At 67.0% G+C, this 17029-nt stretch carries 16 protein-coding genes; 11 read left to right on the top strand and 5 right to left on the bottom strand.

Annotation, left to right across the window (positions count from 1 at the left end; genetic code table 11):
• Positions 1 to 142 precede the first annotated feature (142 nt).
• Entirely contained in the window at positions 143 to 1225 is a 1083-nt protein-coding gene (locus AC1ZV1_RS16840) for a patatin-like phospholipase family protein (RefSeq protein WP_484292705.1), read from the top strand.
• 33 nt (positions 1226 to 1258) lie between these two features.
• Positions 1259 to 1639 (top strand): YfeK family protein, encoded by a 381-nt coding sequence (locus AC1ZV1_RS16845; protein ID WP_484292706.1) that lies wholly within the window; start codon positions 1259 to 1261, stop codon positions 1637 to 1639.
• Between the two features lie 129 nt (positions 1640 to 1768).
• Here the strand turns inward: AC1ZV1_RS16845 and AC1ZV1_RS16850 are convergent, their stop codons facing one another.
• From AC1ZV1_RS16850 to hmpA, 3 genes are read right to left on the bottom strand one after another with little or no spacing between them, the layout of a single operon-like run.
• A complete protein-coding gene (locus tag AC1ZV1_RS16850) occupies positions 1769 to 2959 on the bottom strand; it encodes an NnrS family protein (protein WP_484292707.1) in 1191 nt (396 codons plus the stop codon).
• Entirely contained in the window at positions 2946 to 3203 is a 258-nt protein-coding gene (locus AC1ZV1_RS16855; protein WP_484292708.1) for a transmembrane sensor/regulator PpyR, read from the bottom strand. The genes AC1ZV1_RS16850 and AC1ZV1_RS16855 overlap by 14 nt, the downstream gene beginning before the upstream one ends.
• A gap of 50 nt (positions 3204 to 3253) precedes the next feature.
• The gene (gene hmpA / locus AC1ZV1_RS16860; protein WP_484297580.1) at positions 3254 to 4435 is read right to left on the bottom strand and encodes an NO-inducible flavohemoprotein; all 1182 of its coding nucleotides are present in this window, start codon (positions 4433 to 4435) and stop codon (positions 3254 to 3256) included.
• A gap of 170 nt (positions 4436 to 4605) precedes the next feature.
• On the opposite strand from hmpA, the gene norR reads away from it, so the two are divergent.
• On the top strand, positions 4606 to 6165 hold the full coding sequence (norR, locus tag AC1ZV1_RS16865) for a nitric oxide reductase transcriptional regulator NorR (RefSeq protein WP_484292709.1): 1560 nt from the start codon (positions 4606 to 4608) through the stop codon (positions 6163 to 6165).
• Positions 6166 to 6271: 106 nt separating this feature from the next.
• A complete protein-coding gene (gene queD, locus AC1ZV1_RS16870) occupies positions 6272 to 6628 on the top strand; it encodes a 6-carboxytetrahydropterin synthase QueD (protein WP_484292710.1) in 357 nt (118 codons plus the stop codon).
• A gap of 61 nt (positions 6629 to 6689) precedes the next feature.
• On the opposite strand, the gene AC1ZV1_RS16875 is transcribed toward queD, so the two are convergent.
• Complete coding sequence (locus AC1ZV1_RS16875) at positions 6690 to 9050, bottom strand: DNA polymerase II (protein ID WP_484292711.1); 2361 nt, start codon at positions 9048 to 9050, stop codon at positions 6690 to 6692.
• A gap of 151 nt (positions 9051 to 9201) precedes the next feature.
• Between AC1ZV1_RS16875 and mltA the strand changes: the two genes are divergently transcribed.
• Positions 9202 to 10353 (top strand): murein transglycosylase A, encoded by a 1152-nt coding sequence (mltA, locus tag AC1ZV1_RS16880; RefSeq protein WP_484292712.1) that lies wholly within the window; start codon positions 9202 to 9204, stop codon positions 10351 to 10353.
• Between the two features lie 172 nt (positions 10354 to 10525).
• A complete protein-coding gene (locus AC1ZV1_RS16885; RefSeq protein ID WP_484292713.1) occupies positions 10526 to 10765 on the top strand; it encodes a hypothetical protein in 240 nt (79 codons plus the stop codon).
• A gap of 6 nt (positions 10766 to 10771) precedes the next feature.
• On the opposite strand, the gene qhpR is transcribed toward AC1ZV1_RS16885, so the two are convergent.
• The gene (gene qhpR / locus AC1ZV1_RS16890) at positions 10772 to 11728 is read right to left on the bottom strand and encodes an AraC-like transcriptional regulator QhpR (protein ID WP_484292714.1); all 957 of its coding nucleotides are present in this window, start codon (positions 11726 to 11728) and stop codon (positions 10772 to 10774) included.
• A 190-nt stretch (positions 11729 to 11918) separates the two neighbouring features.
• On the opposite strand from qhpR, the gene AC1ZV1_RS16895 reads away from it, so the two are divergent.
• The 5 genes from AC1ZV1_RS16895 to AC1ZV1_RS16915 all read left to right on the top strand — a co-directional run bounded on the left by AC1ZV1_RS16895 (position 11919) and on the right by AC1ZV1_RS16915 (position 16998).
• On the top strand, positions 11919 to 12830 hold the full coding sequence (locus tag AC1ZV1_RS16895) for a bile acid:sodium symporter family protein (RefSeq protein WP_484292715.1): 912 nt from the start codon (positions 11919 to 11921) through the stop codon (positions 12828 to 12830).
• Positions 12827 to 13570, top strand: coding sequence for a sulfite exporter TauE/SafE family protein (locus AC1ZV1_RS16900; RefSeq protein ID WP_484292716.1), 744 nt, complete (start codon positions 12827 to 12829; stop codon positions 13568 to 13570). The genes AC1ZV1_RS16895 and AC1ZV1_RS16900 overlap by 4 nt, the downstream gene beginning before the upstream one ends.
• Positions 13567 to 15360 carry an N-acyl-D-amino-acid deacylase family protein gene (locus tag AC1ZV1_RS16905; protein ID WP_484292717.1) on the top strand — a complete coding sequence of 598 codons (1794 nt, stop codon included), beginning with the start codon at positions 13567 to 13569 and terminating at the stop codon, positions 15358 to 15360. Before AC1ZV1_RS16900 ends, AC1ZV1_RS16905 begins: the two co-directional genes overlap by 4 nt.
• A 190-nt stretch (positions 15361 to 15550) precedes the next feature.
• Positions 15551 to 15691, top strand: a complete 141-nt coding sequence (locus tag AC1ZV1_RS16910; RefSeq protein ID WP_167523196.1) for a hypothetical protein — start codon at positions 15551 to 15553, stop codon at positions 15689 to 15691.
• A gap of 155 nt (positions 15692 to 15846) precedes the next feature.
• Complete coding sequence (locus AC1ZV1_RS16915; RefSeq protein WP_484297581.1) at positions 15847 to 16998, top strand: MFS transporter; 1152 nt, start codon at positions 15847 to 15849, stop codon at positions 16996 to 16998.
• Positions 16999 to 17029 lie beyond the last annotated feature (31 nt).

The raw sequence follows: 17029 nt of genomic DNA on the forward strand, positions 1-17029 counted from the left end.
TACCTCGTCAGAATTTCACTGCTGTCAGACTAAGACGAAGGACTTAACTCAAGCTGAATCGGCAACGGACATTCACCCCGTGAAGTATCCTTGCTCCTGGCCAACAGGCTCTATAATCGCGGCCTGCCACAGCGAGGCCCGCATGACCGCCATCCAGATCAAGACCCCCGCCCTCACCCTCAAGGCCGGTAGCCGCGCGCTCCAGCGCATCCGCGAGCAGGGCCTTGCGCCTGCCGATGTAGGAATTCTCCCTGGCGCAGCCGGCGGCCCGAAAGCCCTTGGCATTCAGGGCCTGGACCTCGCCCTGTTCGGTGAATGGCTGCCACGTGCACCGCGCGAGCGCTCGCTGATCGGCGCCTCGATCGGCTCCTGGCGGTTCGCCAGCGCCTGCCTGCCCGACCCGGCCGAAGGCATCCGACGCCTGGGCGAGCTCTACACCCAGCAACGTTTCGCCCGTAACGCGAGCATCGGCGACGTGTCGAAAAGCTGCGCGAAGATGCTCGACGTCCTGCTCGATGGCCGCGACGCCAGCGTGCTGGACAACCCCTGGTACCGCCTCAACGTGGTGGTGGTGAAGAGCCACGGCCGCCTCGCGCAGGACGGCAAGGCCAACCTGGGCCTGGGCCTGGGCGCAGTGATCCGCGACAACCTGGTCGGCCGTCGCCACCTGCACCGGCACTTCGAACGGCTGATCATCCACGACGCCCGCCGCGCGCCGCCGCTGGAGCAACTGTCGGACTTCCCGTCGCGCTACCTGCACCTGGACCTGGCCAACCTGCGCCACGCCCTGCTCGCCTCCGGCTCCATCCCCATGGTCATGGAAGGCGTGCGTGACATCCCCGGCGCTGGCCCCGGGACCTACCGCGACGGCGGGCTGCTGGACTACCACCTGGACCTGCCCTACCAGCCCGAGGGCGTCGTGCTCTACCCGCACTTCACCGACAAGGTGATTCCCGGCTGGTTCGACAAGGGCCTGCCCTGGCGTCGCGGCGATGCCGGCCGCCTGCAGGACGTGCTGCTGCTCGCGCCGTCGAAGGACTACCTGGCCCGCCTGCCGCACAACAAGCTGCCGGACAGGAAAGACTTCCACCGCTACGTGGGTGACGACGCTGGCCGCGAGCGCTACTGGCGCAAGGCGATGGACGAAAGCCGGCGGATGGGAGACGAGTTCCTTGAACTGGTAGACAGCGGGCGCCTCGGCGAACGCCTGCAGCCGCTGACATAATCGGCAGCTTCACGCCTACAGCAAGGAATCGCCATGCCCCGCAACCGAATGCTTCGCTCGCTCCTGGTTTCGCTCCTGTTCATCGGCGCCAGCGCGCACGCTGCCGTCGATGCCAAAGCACAGAAGGAAATCACCCAGTTGCTCGATTTCGTCGAGCACAGCGACTGCCAGTTCATCCGCAACGGCAGCGAGTACCCGGCCACCGAGGCACGGGCGCATTTGCAGAAGAAGCTGGATTACCTGGCGAACAAGGACATGGTCGACAGCGCGGAAGACTTCATCGAACGCGCCGCGACCAAAAGCAGCATGAGCGGACAGCGCTATCAGGTGGATTGCCCGGCCGGCAAGCAGGACGCCAGCGCCTGGCTGAAGGATGAACTCAAGCGACTTCGTCAGGCGCCGCAAGGCAACTGAGCACGTCCACGAGGGTTCGGCGCACCGACAAGGTCGCAGGCATGGCCTGCTCCTACAGGTGGGCGATTCTGTAGGAGCGGGCCATGCCCGCGAACCGCCGCCGAAGACGGCGTTACCGCAACACTCCGATCAGCCCGGCTGCCCATCAAGCCGCGGTTTCCAGAACATCGGCCCGTAGTGCCAGGTGAACAGCAGGAAAGCCACGACCCAGCACGCCGCGGCGATGCTCAGGCCTTCCAGCGGCCACCCGATCACCAGCAGCACCCGTGCGACCACACCCAGGTTGAGCAGCGCGAAGGCCCAGGGCATCACCTTCGGCGGCTGGAGCGGTCGACCGGTGTGGCCAAGGCTGACCCGTGCAACCATCGCCAGGATCAGGCCGCCGACACCGCCCACGGTAAGCGCGTGGATCGCCAGGCTCACGTTGAAGGTCGGCGAGAAGTGCCACAGCGCCATGCCCGCCGGTGCCAGCGTCATCCACAGATAGGCCAGGTGCAGCGACCACAGCAGCGGTACGCCCCAGTAGTCCTTGTCGTACCAGCGCCACAGGCGGACCAGGTGCCCCATGGCAAGCACGGCGAACAGGGCGCCCACCAGCGGATGCGGGGTCAGGCCGACACCTGCTGCGGTCAGCACCGCTACCAGCAGGGTGCCGCCCAGCAGGGAATTATCCAGCCAGTTCCAGGCCGGCACCTGGGCGGTGCGACCCAGCCCACGCTGGGTGAAGAAGGGAATCACACGGCCGCCGATCAGCCCCATCAGTGCCGCCACCAGCCACAGCGCGCCCAGCGCGCCGCCCCGCTGCCAGCCGTCGTTACCGGTCCAGACGCCGGCGATCACCAGCGCATCGGCCAGGGTCAGCAGGCTGAGCACCGCGATGATCGGGTAGTTGCGCGTCTGCCGGACCTGCCAGAGACTGCGACCAATGAAGAAGGCCAGCGCCGGCATGAATGCCAGCTCCAGCGGCGTGACCAGCCACAGCGGCGCACCGACCAGCCAGCCCAGTCGCGCAGCCAGCCAGACCAGCGTCAGCACCATCAATGGCGTGCCGCTCACGCCGGGACGTCCGGTCCAGGTCTGCACGGCCGTCAGCAGGAAGCCGGCAATGATCGCCGCGGCAAAGCCGAAGAGCATTTCGTGACGGTGCCAGGCCAACCAGCCTCCCAGCGGTTGCCAGGCCGGCAACACGCCGAGTAGCACCGCCGCCCAGGCCGCGATGCCGATCAGCGCGAACACCGCGCCGCCGAGGAAGAACGGGCGGAAGCCCAGGCGCCACAGGGGCGGAATGGTCAGCAGAGCCTTTCGATCAACCAGTAACACAGCAAGCCTCCCAGCCGTCCTTGCGCATCTGATGCTGGGCGACGAGTCGCAGCACGTAGCCCAGCTTCAATAATGTTGGGCCGAGGATGGTGAAGGCATGCGCTGCGACAATGCTTTGCAGGTTCAGATGGCCGTCGACGAAATAGGCTCCCACGATTCCCAACAGCAGCAGGACGAGCCCGCCAGTCAGCAGCGACCAGGACATCGACAGGTTGCGTTTCGGGCAAGCGAAAAGTCCTTCCATCTCACACCTCCTCGGGTTGCGCCGGCCCGCCATCGGGCCGGCGCTGTGGTTCACGCCTCCAGCGCGCTGGCCGGGCCGAAGAACTCATAGTGGGACTGTTGCTCGGGCACGCCGATCTCGCGCAGGTGACGCTTCACCTGGGCCATGAACGGCTTGGGACCGAGGAAATAGGCGTCCAGATCGCGATCTTCCGGCAGCCAGTCGGCCAGCAGCTCGCGGCTGAGGAAGCCTTCGACGTGGGCACCGTCCTGTTCACGCGGCTCGCTGTAGCAGAAGTAGTGCTTGAGCTGCGGATGCGCGTCGGACTGCGCCTCGACCCACTCACGGAAGGCATGCACGCCACCGTGGCGGGCGCAGTGGATGAAATGCACGTCGCGACCGGACGCCAGCGCCGGCTTGAGCATGGCCAACGCCGGGGTGATGCCCACGCCAGCGGTGATCAGGGCCAGCGGCCTGTCGCCATCCCGCAGGACGAAATCGCCCGCCGGCGGGAACAGGTCCAGCTCGTCGCCCACCTTGAGCTGGTCATGCAGGTAGTTCGAGACTTTGCCTTCCGGCTCGCGCTTCACGCTGATGCGGTACTCACGGCCGTTGGGCGCATCGGACAGCGAGTAGGTACGGCGCACTTCCTCACCGGCGATGTCCAGGGAGAGGCCGATGTACTGGCCAGGCTGGAAGTCCAGCAGCGGCTCGCCGTCCAGCGGCTGGAAGTAGAAAGAGGTGATCTCCTCGCTCTCGACGTCCTTGCGGGCGATACGGAAGCGCCGCGCACCGCGCCATCCACCACGCTGCTCGGCGTTCTGCCGGTACACAGATTCTTCGGCACCGATCAGGATGTCGGCCAGTTGACCATAGGCGGCGGCCCAGGCGTCGATCACCGCCTGAGTGGCGATCTCCTCGCCCAGCACCTCGCGGATCGCCCGCAGCAGGCAGCTGCCGACAATCGGGTAATGCTCCGGCTTGATCTGCAGGGCAACGTGCTTGTTGACGATCTTGGCCACCAGCGGGCCGAGCTGCTCCAGCTCGTCGATATGGCGGGCGTACATCAGCACGCCGTTGGCCAGCGCGCGGGGCTGGTCGCCAGAGGCCTGGTGCGCCTGATTGAACAGCGGACGAACTTCCGGGTACTCGCTGAGCATCATCTTGTAGAAGTGCTGGGTCAGAGCCTCTCCGCCGGTCTCCAGCAGCGGGACAGTGGCTTTGACCAGGGTACGGTGTTCGTTGGACAGCATGGCGATCTCCTCGGTTGGCCAGGCGGTGAGTGGGACCACCTGTGCTTTCTGCCAGAGGTATTTCAGGAAGCGTGCCAAGCCTGCAGGCCTTTATTTCCGGCACTTTCGCCCAGAAACGAGTCATAATGACCTGGTTACTACCGGGTTAAAACGACTCCACAGAGGTCAATATGACTCGCAACCCTCTTCTGGCCACCCTCCTCCCGCTGGTCGCCGACCTGTCCCGCGAACTGCCGGAAAGCGAACGCTATCGCCGCCTGCTGGAAGCCTTGCGCGGCCTCCTGCCGTGCGACGCCACCGCCCTGCTACGCCTGGAAGGCGATCAACTGGTGCCGCTGGCCGTCGATGGCCTGAGCCCTGACACCCTCGGTCGCCGCTTCAAGATCAGCGAGCATCCGCGCCTGCGCGCCCTGATCGAGCACCCCGGCCCTACGCACTTCGCTGCCGACTGCGGCCTGCCGGATCCCTACGACGGCCTCGTGGAAGGCCTCCACGGCCACCTCGAAGTCCATGACTGCCTGGGTTGTCCGCTGTTCCTCGACGAGCAGCCCTGGGGCCTGCTGACCCTCGACGCGCTGGACCCCGAGCGCTTCTCCACCGGCGACCTGGACAACCTGGAAGCCTTCGCCAGCCTGGCCGCCGCCACGGTGAAGGCCAGCCAGCGCATGACCGACCTGGCCCTGCGCGCCGAGCAGGAGCAACAGCGCGCCGACGCCTATCAGCGCGCCTCCGGTGACCAGCCCAAGGAGCTGATCGGCCAGAGCAAGGCGCACCAGGTGCTGATGAGCGAGATCCAGGTCGTTGCCGGCAGTGACCTGAGTGTGCTGATCACCGGCGAAACCGGCGTTGGCAAGGAATTGGTCGCCCAGTCCATCCATGCCAACTCGCTGCGCCGCACCCAGCCACTGATCAGCCTGAACTGCGCAGCGCTGCCGGAAACCCTGGTGGAAAGCGAACTCTTCGGCCACGTCCGCGGCGCCTTCTCCGGCGCGGTCGGCGAGCGGCGCGGCAAGTTCGAACTGGCCGATGGCGGCACCCTGTTCCTGGACGAAGTGGGCGAACTGCCGCTGGCGATCCAGGCCAAGCTGCTGCGGGTGCTGCAGAGTGGCCAGCTGCAACGCCTGGGCTCGGACCGTGAACACCATGTGGACGTGCGCCTGATCGCCGCGACCAACCGCGACCTCGCCGAGGAAGTCCGCGCCGGCCGCTTCCGCGCCGACCTCTACCATCGCCTGAGCGTCTATCCGCTGCGTGTGCCGCCACTGCGCGAGCGTGGCAACGACGTGTTGCTGCTGGCCGGCTACTTCCTCGAACAGAACCGACCGCGCCTCGGGCTGCGCAGCCTGCGCCTGACCCGCGAGGCCCAGGCCGCGCTGATCGGCTACGCTTGGCCGGGCAACGTGCGCGAGCTGGAACACCTGATCGGCCGCGCATCGCTCAAGGCGCTGGCGAACCACTCCCAGCGCTCGCGCATCCTCAGCCTGGGCGTCGATGACCTCACCCTCAACGCGCTCCAGAACAGCACGCCTGCCAGCGTCGCCGTCGAAAATGAAAACGCTGCGGACCTAGAGCCGGCCGGCGAACTGCGCCCGGCAACGGACACCTTCCAGCGCCGGATGATCAGCCAGAGCCTGGAACGCCACGACGGCAACTGGGCTGCCGTGGCCCGCGAGATGGGCCTGGACCGCGCCAACCTCAACCGCCTGGCGAAGCGCCTGGCGATCAAGTGAGCCGCCGGCCGGATCGACCGGCCCGGCGGGTGTGATGGTGATAGACTGTGCGCCCATTTTCCGGCCGGCCCGTTCCCGGGCCGGCAATCGTCACAGAGCGCACCACGTGGAATTGTTCAAAGAGTTCACCTTCGAATCCGCCCATCGCCTGCCCCACGTTCCCGCCGGGCACCAGTGCGGCCGCCTGCACGGCCACTCCTTCCGTGCAGCCATCTATATCGAGGGCGAGGTCGATCCGAATACCGGCTGGATTCGCGATTTCGCCGAGATCAAGCAAATCTTCAGGCCGATCTACGACCAGCTCGACCACAACTACCTGAACGATATCCCAGGCCTGGAAAACCCCACCAGCGAGAACCTCTGCCGCTGGATCTGGCAGCAGTTGAAGCCACTGCTGCCGGAGCTGTCCAAGGTACGCGTGCACGAAACCTGCACCAGCGGTTGCGAATACCGCGGCGACTGATGCGCTCCAAGCCATGAAAAAGGCCGGCAAATGCCGGCCTTTTTCATGTCGGCGTCAGGATTCAGAACAACCCCATCTGCCGGTCGATGAGCGCGCTGAAGTCATCGTCCACGAACGGCAGGATGGCATCGGCGATCGGCTGCAGCTGCCGGCTGACATAGTGGTCGTAATCGATCGGCGAGCTCAATGTTTCCAGGGGCTCCGGACCATTGACCGTGATGACGTAGCTGATCCAGCCACCACGCTGATACTGGCGCGGGCGACCCTGGCGCTCGTTGTAGTCGTCGGCGATGCGCGCGGCGCGCACATGGGGCGGCACGTTGCGCTCGTAATCGCCCAGTTGCCGGCGCAGGCGCTTGCGGAAGATCAGCAGGTCGTCCTGCTCACCGGCCAGCGTGCGGTTCACGTAGTCGCGGACGTAATCGCGATACGGCTGACGCTGGAAGATGCGCAGGTAAAGCTCCTGCTGAAACTGCTGGGCCAGCGGCGACCAGTCGGTACGCACGGTTTCCAGGCCCTTGAAGACCATCTCTTCACTGCCATCGGCGCGCCGCACCAGGCCCGCGTAGCGCTTCTTGCTGCCCTCTTCCGCCCCGCGGATGGTCGGCATCAGGAAACGCCGGAAGTGCCGTTCGAACTGGATTTCCAGCGCGCTTTCCAGCCCGTACTCCTCGCGCAGGTGCTCGACCCACCACTGGTTGACGTGGCGCACCAGTGCACGACCGATCTCGGCCGCAGCATCCTCGTCGTGGGCCCGACCGAGCCAGACGAACGTCGAGTCGGTGTCGCCGTAGATCACCCGATGGCCCTGTCCTTCGATCAGCTTGCGGGTGCGCCGCATGATCTCGTGGCCGCGCATGGTGATGGACGACGCCAGGCGCGGGTCGAAGAAGCGGCAGCCGCTGGAGCCAAGAACACCGTAGAAGGCGTTCATGATGATCTTCAGCGCCTGCGACAACGGCGCGTTGCCGTCGCGCTTGGCGGCGTCGCGACCTTGCCAGACGCGCTCGACGATGGCCGGCAGACAGTGTTGCGTGCGCGAGAAGCGCCCGCCGCGGAAGCCGGGAATCGAAGCCTCGTCCGAGGGGTCGCTCAAGCCCTCCACCAGCCCCACCGGATCAATCAGGAAGGTGCGGATGATCGACGGGTACAGGCTCTTGTAGTCCAGCACCAGCACCGATTCGTAGAGCCCCGGCCGCGAATCCATGACGAAGCCGCCGGGGCTGGCCTCCGGCGTCTTGCCACCGAGGTTCGGCGCGACATAGCCCAGCCGGTGCATCGCCGGCAGGTACAGGTGGGTGAACGCCGCCACCGAGCCACCGCTGCGGTCGGCCGGCAGCCCGGTGACACTGGCGCGTTCGAGCAGGAAGTCGAGGATGCGGGTCTTCTCGAAGATGCGTGTGACCAACTCGCAGTCCTTGAGGTTGTATTTCGCCAGCGCCGGCTTGTCCTCGGCGAAACGACGATCGATCTCGGCCATGCGGTCGTAGGGGTTGTCGATGGACTTGCCCTCGCCCAGCAATTGCTGCGAAACGCTTTCCAGGCTGAACGACGGGAAGCTCCAGAACGCCGAGCGCAGCGCTTCGATACCGTCGATGATCAGCCGCCCCGCCGCCGCGGCGAAATAGTGGTTGCTTGAGGCGTGCTGCCGCCAGCCCATCTCGTCGCCACCACGCCCCAGGCGCAGCGGGATCTCCAGGCGCTTGGAGTGTTCCTGCAGCACGCGCAGGTCGAACTGCACCAGGTTCCAGCCGATGATGGCGTCCGGGTCGTGCTCGGCCAGCCAGCGGTTCAGGCGCTCCAGCAATTGCGCCCGGCTCTCGCAATACTCCAGCGCGAAGTCACGCTCGCCATCGACGCCGTCGGCCGGGCCGAGCATGTAGACCTGGCGCTGGCCGCAGCCCTCCAGGGCGATGGAATAGAGGTCGCCACGGATGTTGGTTTCGATGTCCAGCGAGACCAGCCGCAGCGTCGGCCGATAATCCGGATCGGGGCGCAGTTGCGCCGTAATGGTACTGCCGCCCTGGGTCGGTTCGCCGCTGAAGGCCACGGGTGCGGTGATGAAGCGCTCCATCAGGTACCGCTCCGGCGGGCGGATATCGGCTTCGAACACTTCCACGCCCGCTTCGCGCAGGCGCTTTTCCAGGCTCATGAGCTGGCGATGTTGCTGGCAGTAGAGCCCCAGCACCGGGCGCTGCTGGAAGTCGCGCAGGCCCAGCGGGCGCAGTTCGGCACCGCGCTCGCCGACCAGCAGTTTCTCGGCGCGGGCGCGCTGTTCGGCCGGCACAAAGGCCACCGAGGTCTGCGGCGGCAGCAGCACATGCCGGGGACCTTCATCGGTGGCCAGCCAGAAGCCCACCTCGGTACCCTCGGGTGTATCCCGCCAATGTCGGGTCAGGACGAAACCCTGCCTTGCCTCCACGCTCTAACCACCCGTCAGTCGATTCATGCCGACATTCTACCGGTCCGTCTCAGGATTCGTTGCAAGGCATGTAAATCCGACCGATGCGTTTGACGCACGCCCCGCGTCTGCCCAAGCTAGCGGGCTTTCGTTTGCCTGCCAGGATTCGCCCGTGACCGATTCGTCCCGCCACTGGACCCGCCCTCTCCTCGCCACCCTCTGTGTTGCCACCCTGCTTTCCGGCTGCGGCCTGTTCGGCAAGAAGCCCGAACAGGCCCAGGCACCCACCTATTCCAGAGCCGATTGGTCGGACCTGCCGCAGACCGCCGACACCGATGTGCTGCAAGGCTTCAGCGCCTGGCGCTCGGCCTGCGCGGTGCGCCTCAAGAAGGATGACATCTGGGCCGCTACCTGCGCGGACGCGGCGAGCGTGCCGGCCTCTGCCCCGGCGATCCGCCAGTTCCTGCAGGCCCACCTGCAGCCCTACCAGCTGCGTGCGGGCAGCGGCAGCAAGAACGGCCTGATCACCGGCTACTATGAACCCGTCTATCGCGGCAGCCAGCAGCGCGACGCCAAACACACCGTGCCGGTCTACGGCGTGCCGAAGGACCTGATCACCGTGGCGCTGGACAGCGTCTATCCCGAACTCAAGGGCAAGCGCCTGCGCGGCAAGCTCGAAGGCAACACCCTGGTGCCCTATGCCGATGCCGCCGGCATCCGCCGCGACGGGGTCAATGCGCCGGTGCTGGCCTGGCTGCCCGATCAGATGGACCTGCAGTTCCTGCAGATCCAGGGCTCCGGCCGGGTACAGCTCGCCTCCGGTCGCCAACTGCGCCTGGGCTACGCGGACCAGAACGGCCGGCCGTACAAGCCGGTGGGCCGCTGGCTGGTGGAACAGGGTGAGTTGAGCAAGGAGGAAGTCAGCATGGCGCGCATCCGCGACTGGGCCAGCGCCCACCCGCAGCGCGTCGACGAGCTGCTGGCGAGCAACCCCAGCTATGTATTTTTCAGCCAGCGCCCGGACAGCAACGAGGGCCCGCGCGGCTCGCTCAACGTGCCGCTGACCCCCGGATACAGCGTGGCCATCGACCGCAAGGTGATTCCGCTGGGCAGCCTGATGTGGCTCTCCACCACCCGCCCGGACGGCGCTGCGGTGGTGCGCCCGGTGGCCGCCCAGGACACCGGTGGCGCCATCGTCGGCGAAGTCCGTGCAGACCTGTTCTGGGGCACCGGCGATGCGGCCGGCGAACTGGCCGGGCACATGAAGCAGGATGGCCAGCTGTGGCTGCTCTGGCCCAAGGACAAGGCCCTGCCGGGCGCCTGACGCCCACGCTGGGGCAATCGAGCCAGCCACGCTGCGTAGGATTCTGGGGTAATTCCTACTCGTCCTACAGAGCTCTCTGAATCATCGGCGTCACCGTCAACCGGAAAATGGTCAGCGAATCCAGGCATTCCCCTGGTTTCGCCGACCCTGACCCCAGAACGCGGTGCCCGCCATGAAGAAGAACGCCTCCCCCCTCCGCTCGCAACGCCAGCACCGTGGCAGTCCCCTGGACTACGACGTGCTCTGCTGGATCGGCGCCATCGCCCTCATCCTGCTGTTCTTCGGCGTCGATCAGTTCTTCGTCTCGAAATTGCCCGGCACCGGTGTCATCGAACAGCAACGGGACATTCCCCAGCGCGTCGACCTGCCTACCGACCACGCGCTGGCCGTGATGAAGCACTCGCGCCCGTGAACGGGCTCAATTGCCCTGACGGAATTGCCCGGGCGTCATCCCGCTCCAGCGGCGGAAAGCCTTGGCGAAGGCGCTCTCGTCGGAGAAGCCCAGGCGCTCGGCGACCTCACCCAGCCGCGACGACTGACGCAGCAACTGCTCGGCCATGCTGTGCAGCACCTGCTCGCGCAGCAGCTTGAAGCTGGTGCCTTCGTCGGCCAGCTTGCGGTTGAGATGCCGGCCGCTGAGCTCCAGCTGCTCGGCCACCTTCTCCTTGCCCCAGCGCGGATTCTGCCGGAGCAGTTGCTGCACGCGCGCGGCGAGGCTCTGCGCGCCCAGGCGTTCGAGCTGCGCATCGGCCAGCGCGCGCAGGTGCTCGCGCATCGGGGCGTTGGCCTGGATCAGCGGCACATCGAGATCGGCCACGGTGAAGCCCAGCGCATTCTCGGGACAGGCGAAATCCACCGGGCATTCCAGCAATTCCCCGTAACGATAAGGCTCACCCCGCGCGGCATGGCTCAGCGCCAGGCGTTTTGGCTTCACCCGGTCGCCGGTAATCCAGCGGGTCAGGTGCACCAGGCTGGCCAGCGCGGCCTCCACGCGCTCCTCGCGGCGCACGACGTAGCTCGGCCGATAGACCAGGCGAACCTGAGTCGCATCCTGCTCGCGGGTGAACTCGCTGCCCTCGGCGATGATCGGGTAGTACTCCAGCAAGGCCTCCAGCGCCTCGCCGTAATGCTCGCAGCTCATCAACAACGCGCCGACCATATCCAGATGCCCGACCTGCAGGGCGCTGCCCAGGCGCAGGCCCAGCAGCGGATCGCCCGAGGCGGCACAGATGGTTTCCCAGAAGGCATCCTGGCGCTGCAGGGGAATGCGCGGCGCCAGGCTGTCCGCCTGCAGATCGGCGGGTATGGGCAGGCCCAGGCGTTGGGCGGCCTGCAGGATGCCCTGGGCGTAATGAACGGTAATGGTGTGCGGCATGGTCCCGAATTAACCGGCAAAGGTCCCGATTGAGCCGTTACCGGGCGGTAACGCTCCCCTATGCTTGCCAATTACAACGATAAATACAAACAAGAGTCGCCTTGCATGCCCAATCCAACCGGAGCCGCGCCCGTACCGCCGGCTGCAGTTCATTCGCCATTTCCCGCCATCCCGCTGCGGGAGAACGGCGATGCCTGAGGTCCATCTCGAGTTTTCCGGCGGGTCGATGATCGCGCTGAACGCCATCATCGCCCTGATGATGTTCGGCGTATCGCTGGAGCTGCGCCGCGACGACTTCGCTCGCATCCTGCGCCAACCCAAGGCACCGGTGATCGGCATGCTGGTGCAGTTCCTGCTGCTACCCGCCGCCACCTGCCTGCTGACCATCGCCCTGCCGATCGACCCGGAACTGGCGCTGGGGATGATCCTGGTGGCGACCTGCCCCAGTGGCACCTTCTCCAACATCATGACCTGGATGGCCCGCGGCAACGTGGCGGTGTCGGCCAGCGTCACCGCCGTCTCCGGGCTGAGTGCGGGTCTCTTCACGCCGCTGAACTTCGCCCTCTACGCGGGCCTGAACCCGGCGACCCGCGACCGCCTCACACAGATCCACATCGACCCGCTGGAACTGGTGGGCGTGGTGGTGCTGGTGCTGATCCTGCCGATGCTGCTCGGCATGGCCCTGGGCCGGCACAAGCCGCAACTCGCGCAGCGCCTGGAGAAACCGCTGCGGCAGCTGTCGCTGCTGGTGATGCTCGGCTTCGTCGGCATGGCCTTCACCAAGAACTTCCAGCAGTTCATGGCCTACTTCCACCTGTTCTTCTGGCTGGTGCTGCTGCTCAACGGCACGGCGCTGCTGCTGGGCTACACCTGCGCACGACTGTGGAAGCTGCCGGACGCCGACGTGCGCGCCGTGACCCTGGAAAGCGGCATCCACAACTCGGCGCTGGGCATGGCGCTGATCCTCACCTTCTTCCCCCAGGCAGGCGGCATGCTGCTGATCGCGGCGTTCTGGGGCTGCTGGCAACTGTTCTCCGGCCTGGTCCTGGCGCAACTCTGGGCGCGCCGCGAACCCCGCGCCGCTGCGGTGAGCGTGCCATGAACGCGCCCGCCATCGCCCTCGGCGGCTTCATCCTGCTGGCCTACACGCTGGAAGCCATCACCGGCTTCGGTAGCGTGGTCATCGCCCTGTCCCTCGGCGCGCTGCTGATGCCCATCGAGACGCTGCTGCCGATCCTGGTGCCCCTGAACATCGGCATGACCGGCTACCTGTGCTGGCGTCATCACCGCCTGATCGACACGCGCCTGCTGCTGCGCACCGTGCTGCCAGGCATGCTGGTCGGGATGCTGATCGGCTACCTGCTGTTGCCGCACCTCGACCCGCAGCCGCTCAAGCGCGGTCTCGGCGTGCTGATCCTCTGGTTCGCCGGGCGCGAACTGTGGCGCCTGCGCGCCAGCGCCCCGGAGCGCGGCAGAACGCCGAACTGGGTGGTGCGCCTGGCCACCGGCGCCGCAGGGGTGTGCCACGGCCTGTTCGCCTCCGGCGGCCCGTTGCTGGTCTACGCGCTGGCCACCCGTCCGCTGGACAAGACCCGCCTGCGCGCCACCCTCGTTTGCGTCTGGTTCACCCTCAACGGGCTGCTGACCATCGCCTTCCTCCTCGACGGCCGCCTCCGCCCGGCGCTGCCCCAGGTGCTCGCCTACGCGCCCCTGCTGCTGCTCGGCGTATGGCTGGGCGAACGCCTGCACCACCGTTTCGAGGAACAGCATTTCCGCCTTGCCATCCACTGCCTGCTGCTGGTCAGCGGCGTCCTGCTGCTGTCGCCCTGGAGCCTCCTGTGAGCTACGACATCATCATCAAGAACGGCCTGTACTTCGACGGCAGCGATGCCCCCGGCAGCCTGCGCCACGTCGGCATCAGGGACGGCCGCATCGACACCCTGAGCGTCAGCCCACTGGAGGAAAGCGGTTGCGAGCAGGTCATCGACGCGACCGGCCAGTGGGTCGCCCCCGGCTTCCTGGAAATCCACTCGCACTACGACGCCGAGGCCATTGCCGCGCCGGCGCTGAAAGAGTCGGTGCGCCATGGCGTGACCACCGTGTCGGTCGGCTCCTGCTCCATCAGCATGGTGCTGGGCGAGGCCGAGGACTGCTCCGACCTGTTCACCCGCGTCGAAGCGGTGCCGCGCGAGCAGGTGCTGCCGATCCTGCGCGACAAGCGCACCTGGAAAGACGCCAAGGGCTACCGCGCCTTCTACGACCAGCAGCCGCTGGGACCGAACCTCTGCTCCTTCCTCGGTCACTCCGAGCTGCGCGTCACGGTGATGGGACTGGAGCGCGCCATCAGCGGCGCCAAGCCCACCGAAGCCGAGCTGCAACGCATGGAGCAGCTGCTGGAGCAGGCCCTGGACGCCGGCTGCTTCGGCCTCTCGGTGATGACCACGCGGCTGGACAAGATGGACGGCGACCGCGCCTGGTCCAGCCCGCTGCCCTCCACCTTCGCCAGCTGGAAGGAATTCTCCCGCCTGTTCGCCGTGCTGCGCCGGCGCAACGCGCTGATGCAGGGCGCGCCGAACGCGGTCACCAAGATCAACGTGTTCGCTTTCCTCTACCAGGCCCACGGCTGGTTCCGCCGACCGCTCAAGTGCTCGATGCTCACCGCGCTGGACCTAAAGTCCCAGCCCTTCATGCACCGCATCACCCGCGCCTCCGGCTGGGTCGCCAACCGCCTGCTGCGCGGCCGCTACCGCTGGCAGACCCTCCCCGCGCCCTTCGTGGTGCGCATCGAGGGGCTGAACATGAACGGCTTCGAGGAGTTCGGCGCCGGTGAAGTATTGCGCGACATCAAGGACCCGGAGGAGCTCTACACCCGCATCCAGGACCCGGCCTTCCGCGAGCGCTTCAAGAAGGACATCAAGGCCACCCTCAGCCTCGGCCTGTGGCACCGCAACCTGTCCGACTGCTGGGTGCGCGAATGCCCGGACGCCGCGCTGGTCGGGCGCAACTTCGAGGACATCGGTCGCGAGCGCGGGCTGGATCCGGTGGACGCCTTCTTCGAGTTGGCCGGGAAGTACCGCAATGACCTCAAGTGGACCACCTGCTACGGCAACCACCGCCCGGAGATCATGGGCAAGCTGCTGGCCAGTCCCTGGACCCAGCCAGGCTTCGCCGACTCCGGCGCGCACCTGGCGTCCCACGCGCAGTACAACTTCCCGCTGCGCATGCTCAAGTACGTGCGCGATGCCGAACTGGCCGGGCAGAGCTTCATGGACACCGGCCGTGCCATTCACCGGCTGACCGGCGAGCTGGCGGATTTCGCCGGAATCGATGCCGGCTACATCCGCGTGGGCGACCGCGCCGACCTGGTGATCGTCAATCCGGCCGGCCTGACCGACGAGCTGGACGAGGTCTACGAAGCGCCCATGGAGGTCATCGGCCTGACGCGCCTGGTAAAACGCAACGACGCTGCGGTGGAGGCGACGCTGATCAACGGCCGCGTGGCGTATCGGCGCGAGAGCGGCTTCCCGGAGGCACTGGGCAAGGAGCGGGGTTTCGGACGGTTCCTGCCCGGACGGGATGTGCTGAGCCGGCCGCAGGAGGTGGCTGATGGGACACCGGCATTCGGTCGGTAGTTTCCGCGAACCCGATTGCCGCCGGCCTTGCCGGCAATCGCGGGCGACATCGGCCTCTAGCAAGCTCTTGCAGGATGGCTGGAGCGCAGCGCTGCACAGGCAGGCCTACCGTGCGGCTGGCCGAGATTGACGCCCCGCCGCGCACTCACTAGAGTGCGCGGTTTCCGACATCCCCCGTAATACCTGCACCATGACCCCGTTCTACCGCTTCGCCGACCCGAGCCTCGCCCTGCTGCGAGAGCCCCCGCGCGTACGCAAGATTGATACGGTGCTGCGCCGTCGCCGCAGCGTGCTGTTCGCTTTCACCTTCTCCCCGCCCGCCGGCTGCTGAGCCGGAGGCCGCGCGCTCGCGCCGGCATTTCCGCATTTCGATTCCGCCCACCGGTAACCGCCGGCGGGCGCGTATGCATTTGCACGCCCGCCGCGGGAGCGCCCGGGCAAGAGAAGGTTTCCATGAATACCCCGACCTCCCTTCAACCGTCTTCGCTGAACAAACCCTTGCTGGCAGTACTGCTGTTCGCCGTGTCCATCGTCGGCCTGAGCCTGGGCGCGACGCTGCCGCTGGTGGCGCTGCGCCTGCTGGAGAATGGTGCCAGCGCGCTGCAGATCGGCATCCTCTCGGCGGTTCCGGCGGCGGGCATGATCCTCGCCGCCACCCTGGTGGACCGCGCCTGCCAATTGATGAGCCGGCGCCGCCTGTACCTGCTGTGCTTCGTGCTGTGCACCGCCAGCACCGCGGCCATCGAGTTCAGCAGCCACTCGCTCTGGCTGCTGGCGGCGGCGCGCCTGGCACTCGGCGTCGGCATGGGCATCGCGATCATCCTCGGCGAGGCCTGGGTCAACGAGCTGTGCGGCGAGAAGAATCGCGGCACCATCGTGGCCCTCTATGCCACCAGCTTCACCGCCTTCCAGCTGCTCGGCCCAACCCTGGTGGCGCTGCTCGGCGCGCAGACGCCGTGGGTAGTACTGCTGGTCAGCGCCGGGCATCTCATTGCCCTGGCCACCGTGGCCTTCGCCATGCCCGAGGAGGGCCTCCACGAGCACGTGGAAGAGCCGCGCAGCTTCTCCCTGGCCGGTTTCCTGCGGGTCGCCCCGGCCCTGTGCATGGGCGTGCTGTTCTTCTCCTTCTTCGACAGCGTGGTGCTCTCGCTCTTCCCGGTCTACGCATCCAGCCACGGCTATGCGGTGGGCATCGCCGCGTTCATGGCGACGGTGATCCTGCTGGGCGACATGATCTGCCAGCTGCCGCTGGGCTGGCTGTCCGACCGGCTCGACCGCCCCACCCTGCACCTCGCCTGCGGCGTCGCCGCGATGCTGATCGGCCTCGGCCTGCCCTGGCTGATCAGCCAGCCGGCGCTGCTGTGGCCGGCGCTGATGCTGCTCGGCGCGGTCGCCGGTGGCGTCTACACCCTGGCGCTGGTACTGATCGGCCAGCGCTTCCGTGGCCGCGATCTGGTCACCGCCAACGCCGCCGCCGGCATGCTCTGGGGCGTCGGCAGTTTGCTCGGGCCCCTGCTCAGCGGCAGCCTGATGGACCTCGGGCCGCAGGGCGTGCCGGTCGCCCTGGCGCTCGCCGCCGGACTGTTCGTGGCGACGGCGGCCGCCTCGCTGCATCGCACCCCCGTGCGCACCGCCTGATGCCTCAATAGAAGGCAAGGCGCATCGACTT

The organism is Pseudomonas sp. BB438 (genome assembly GCF_057180225.1).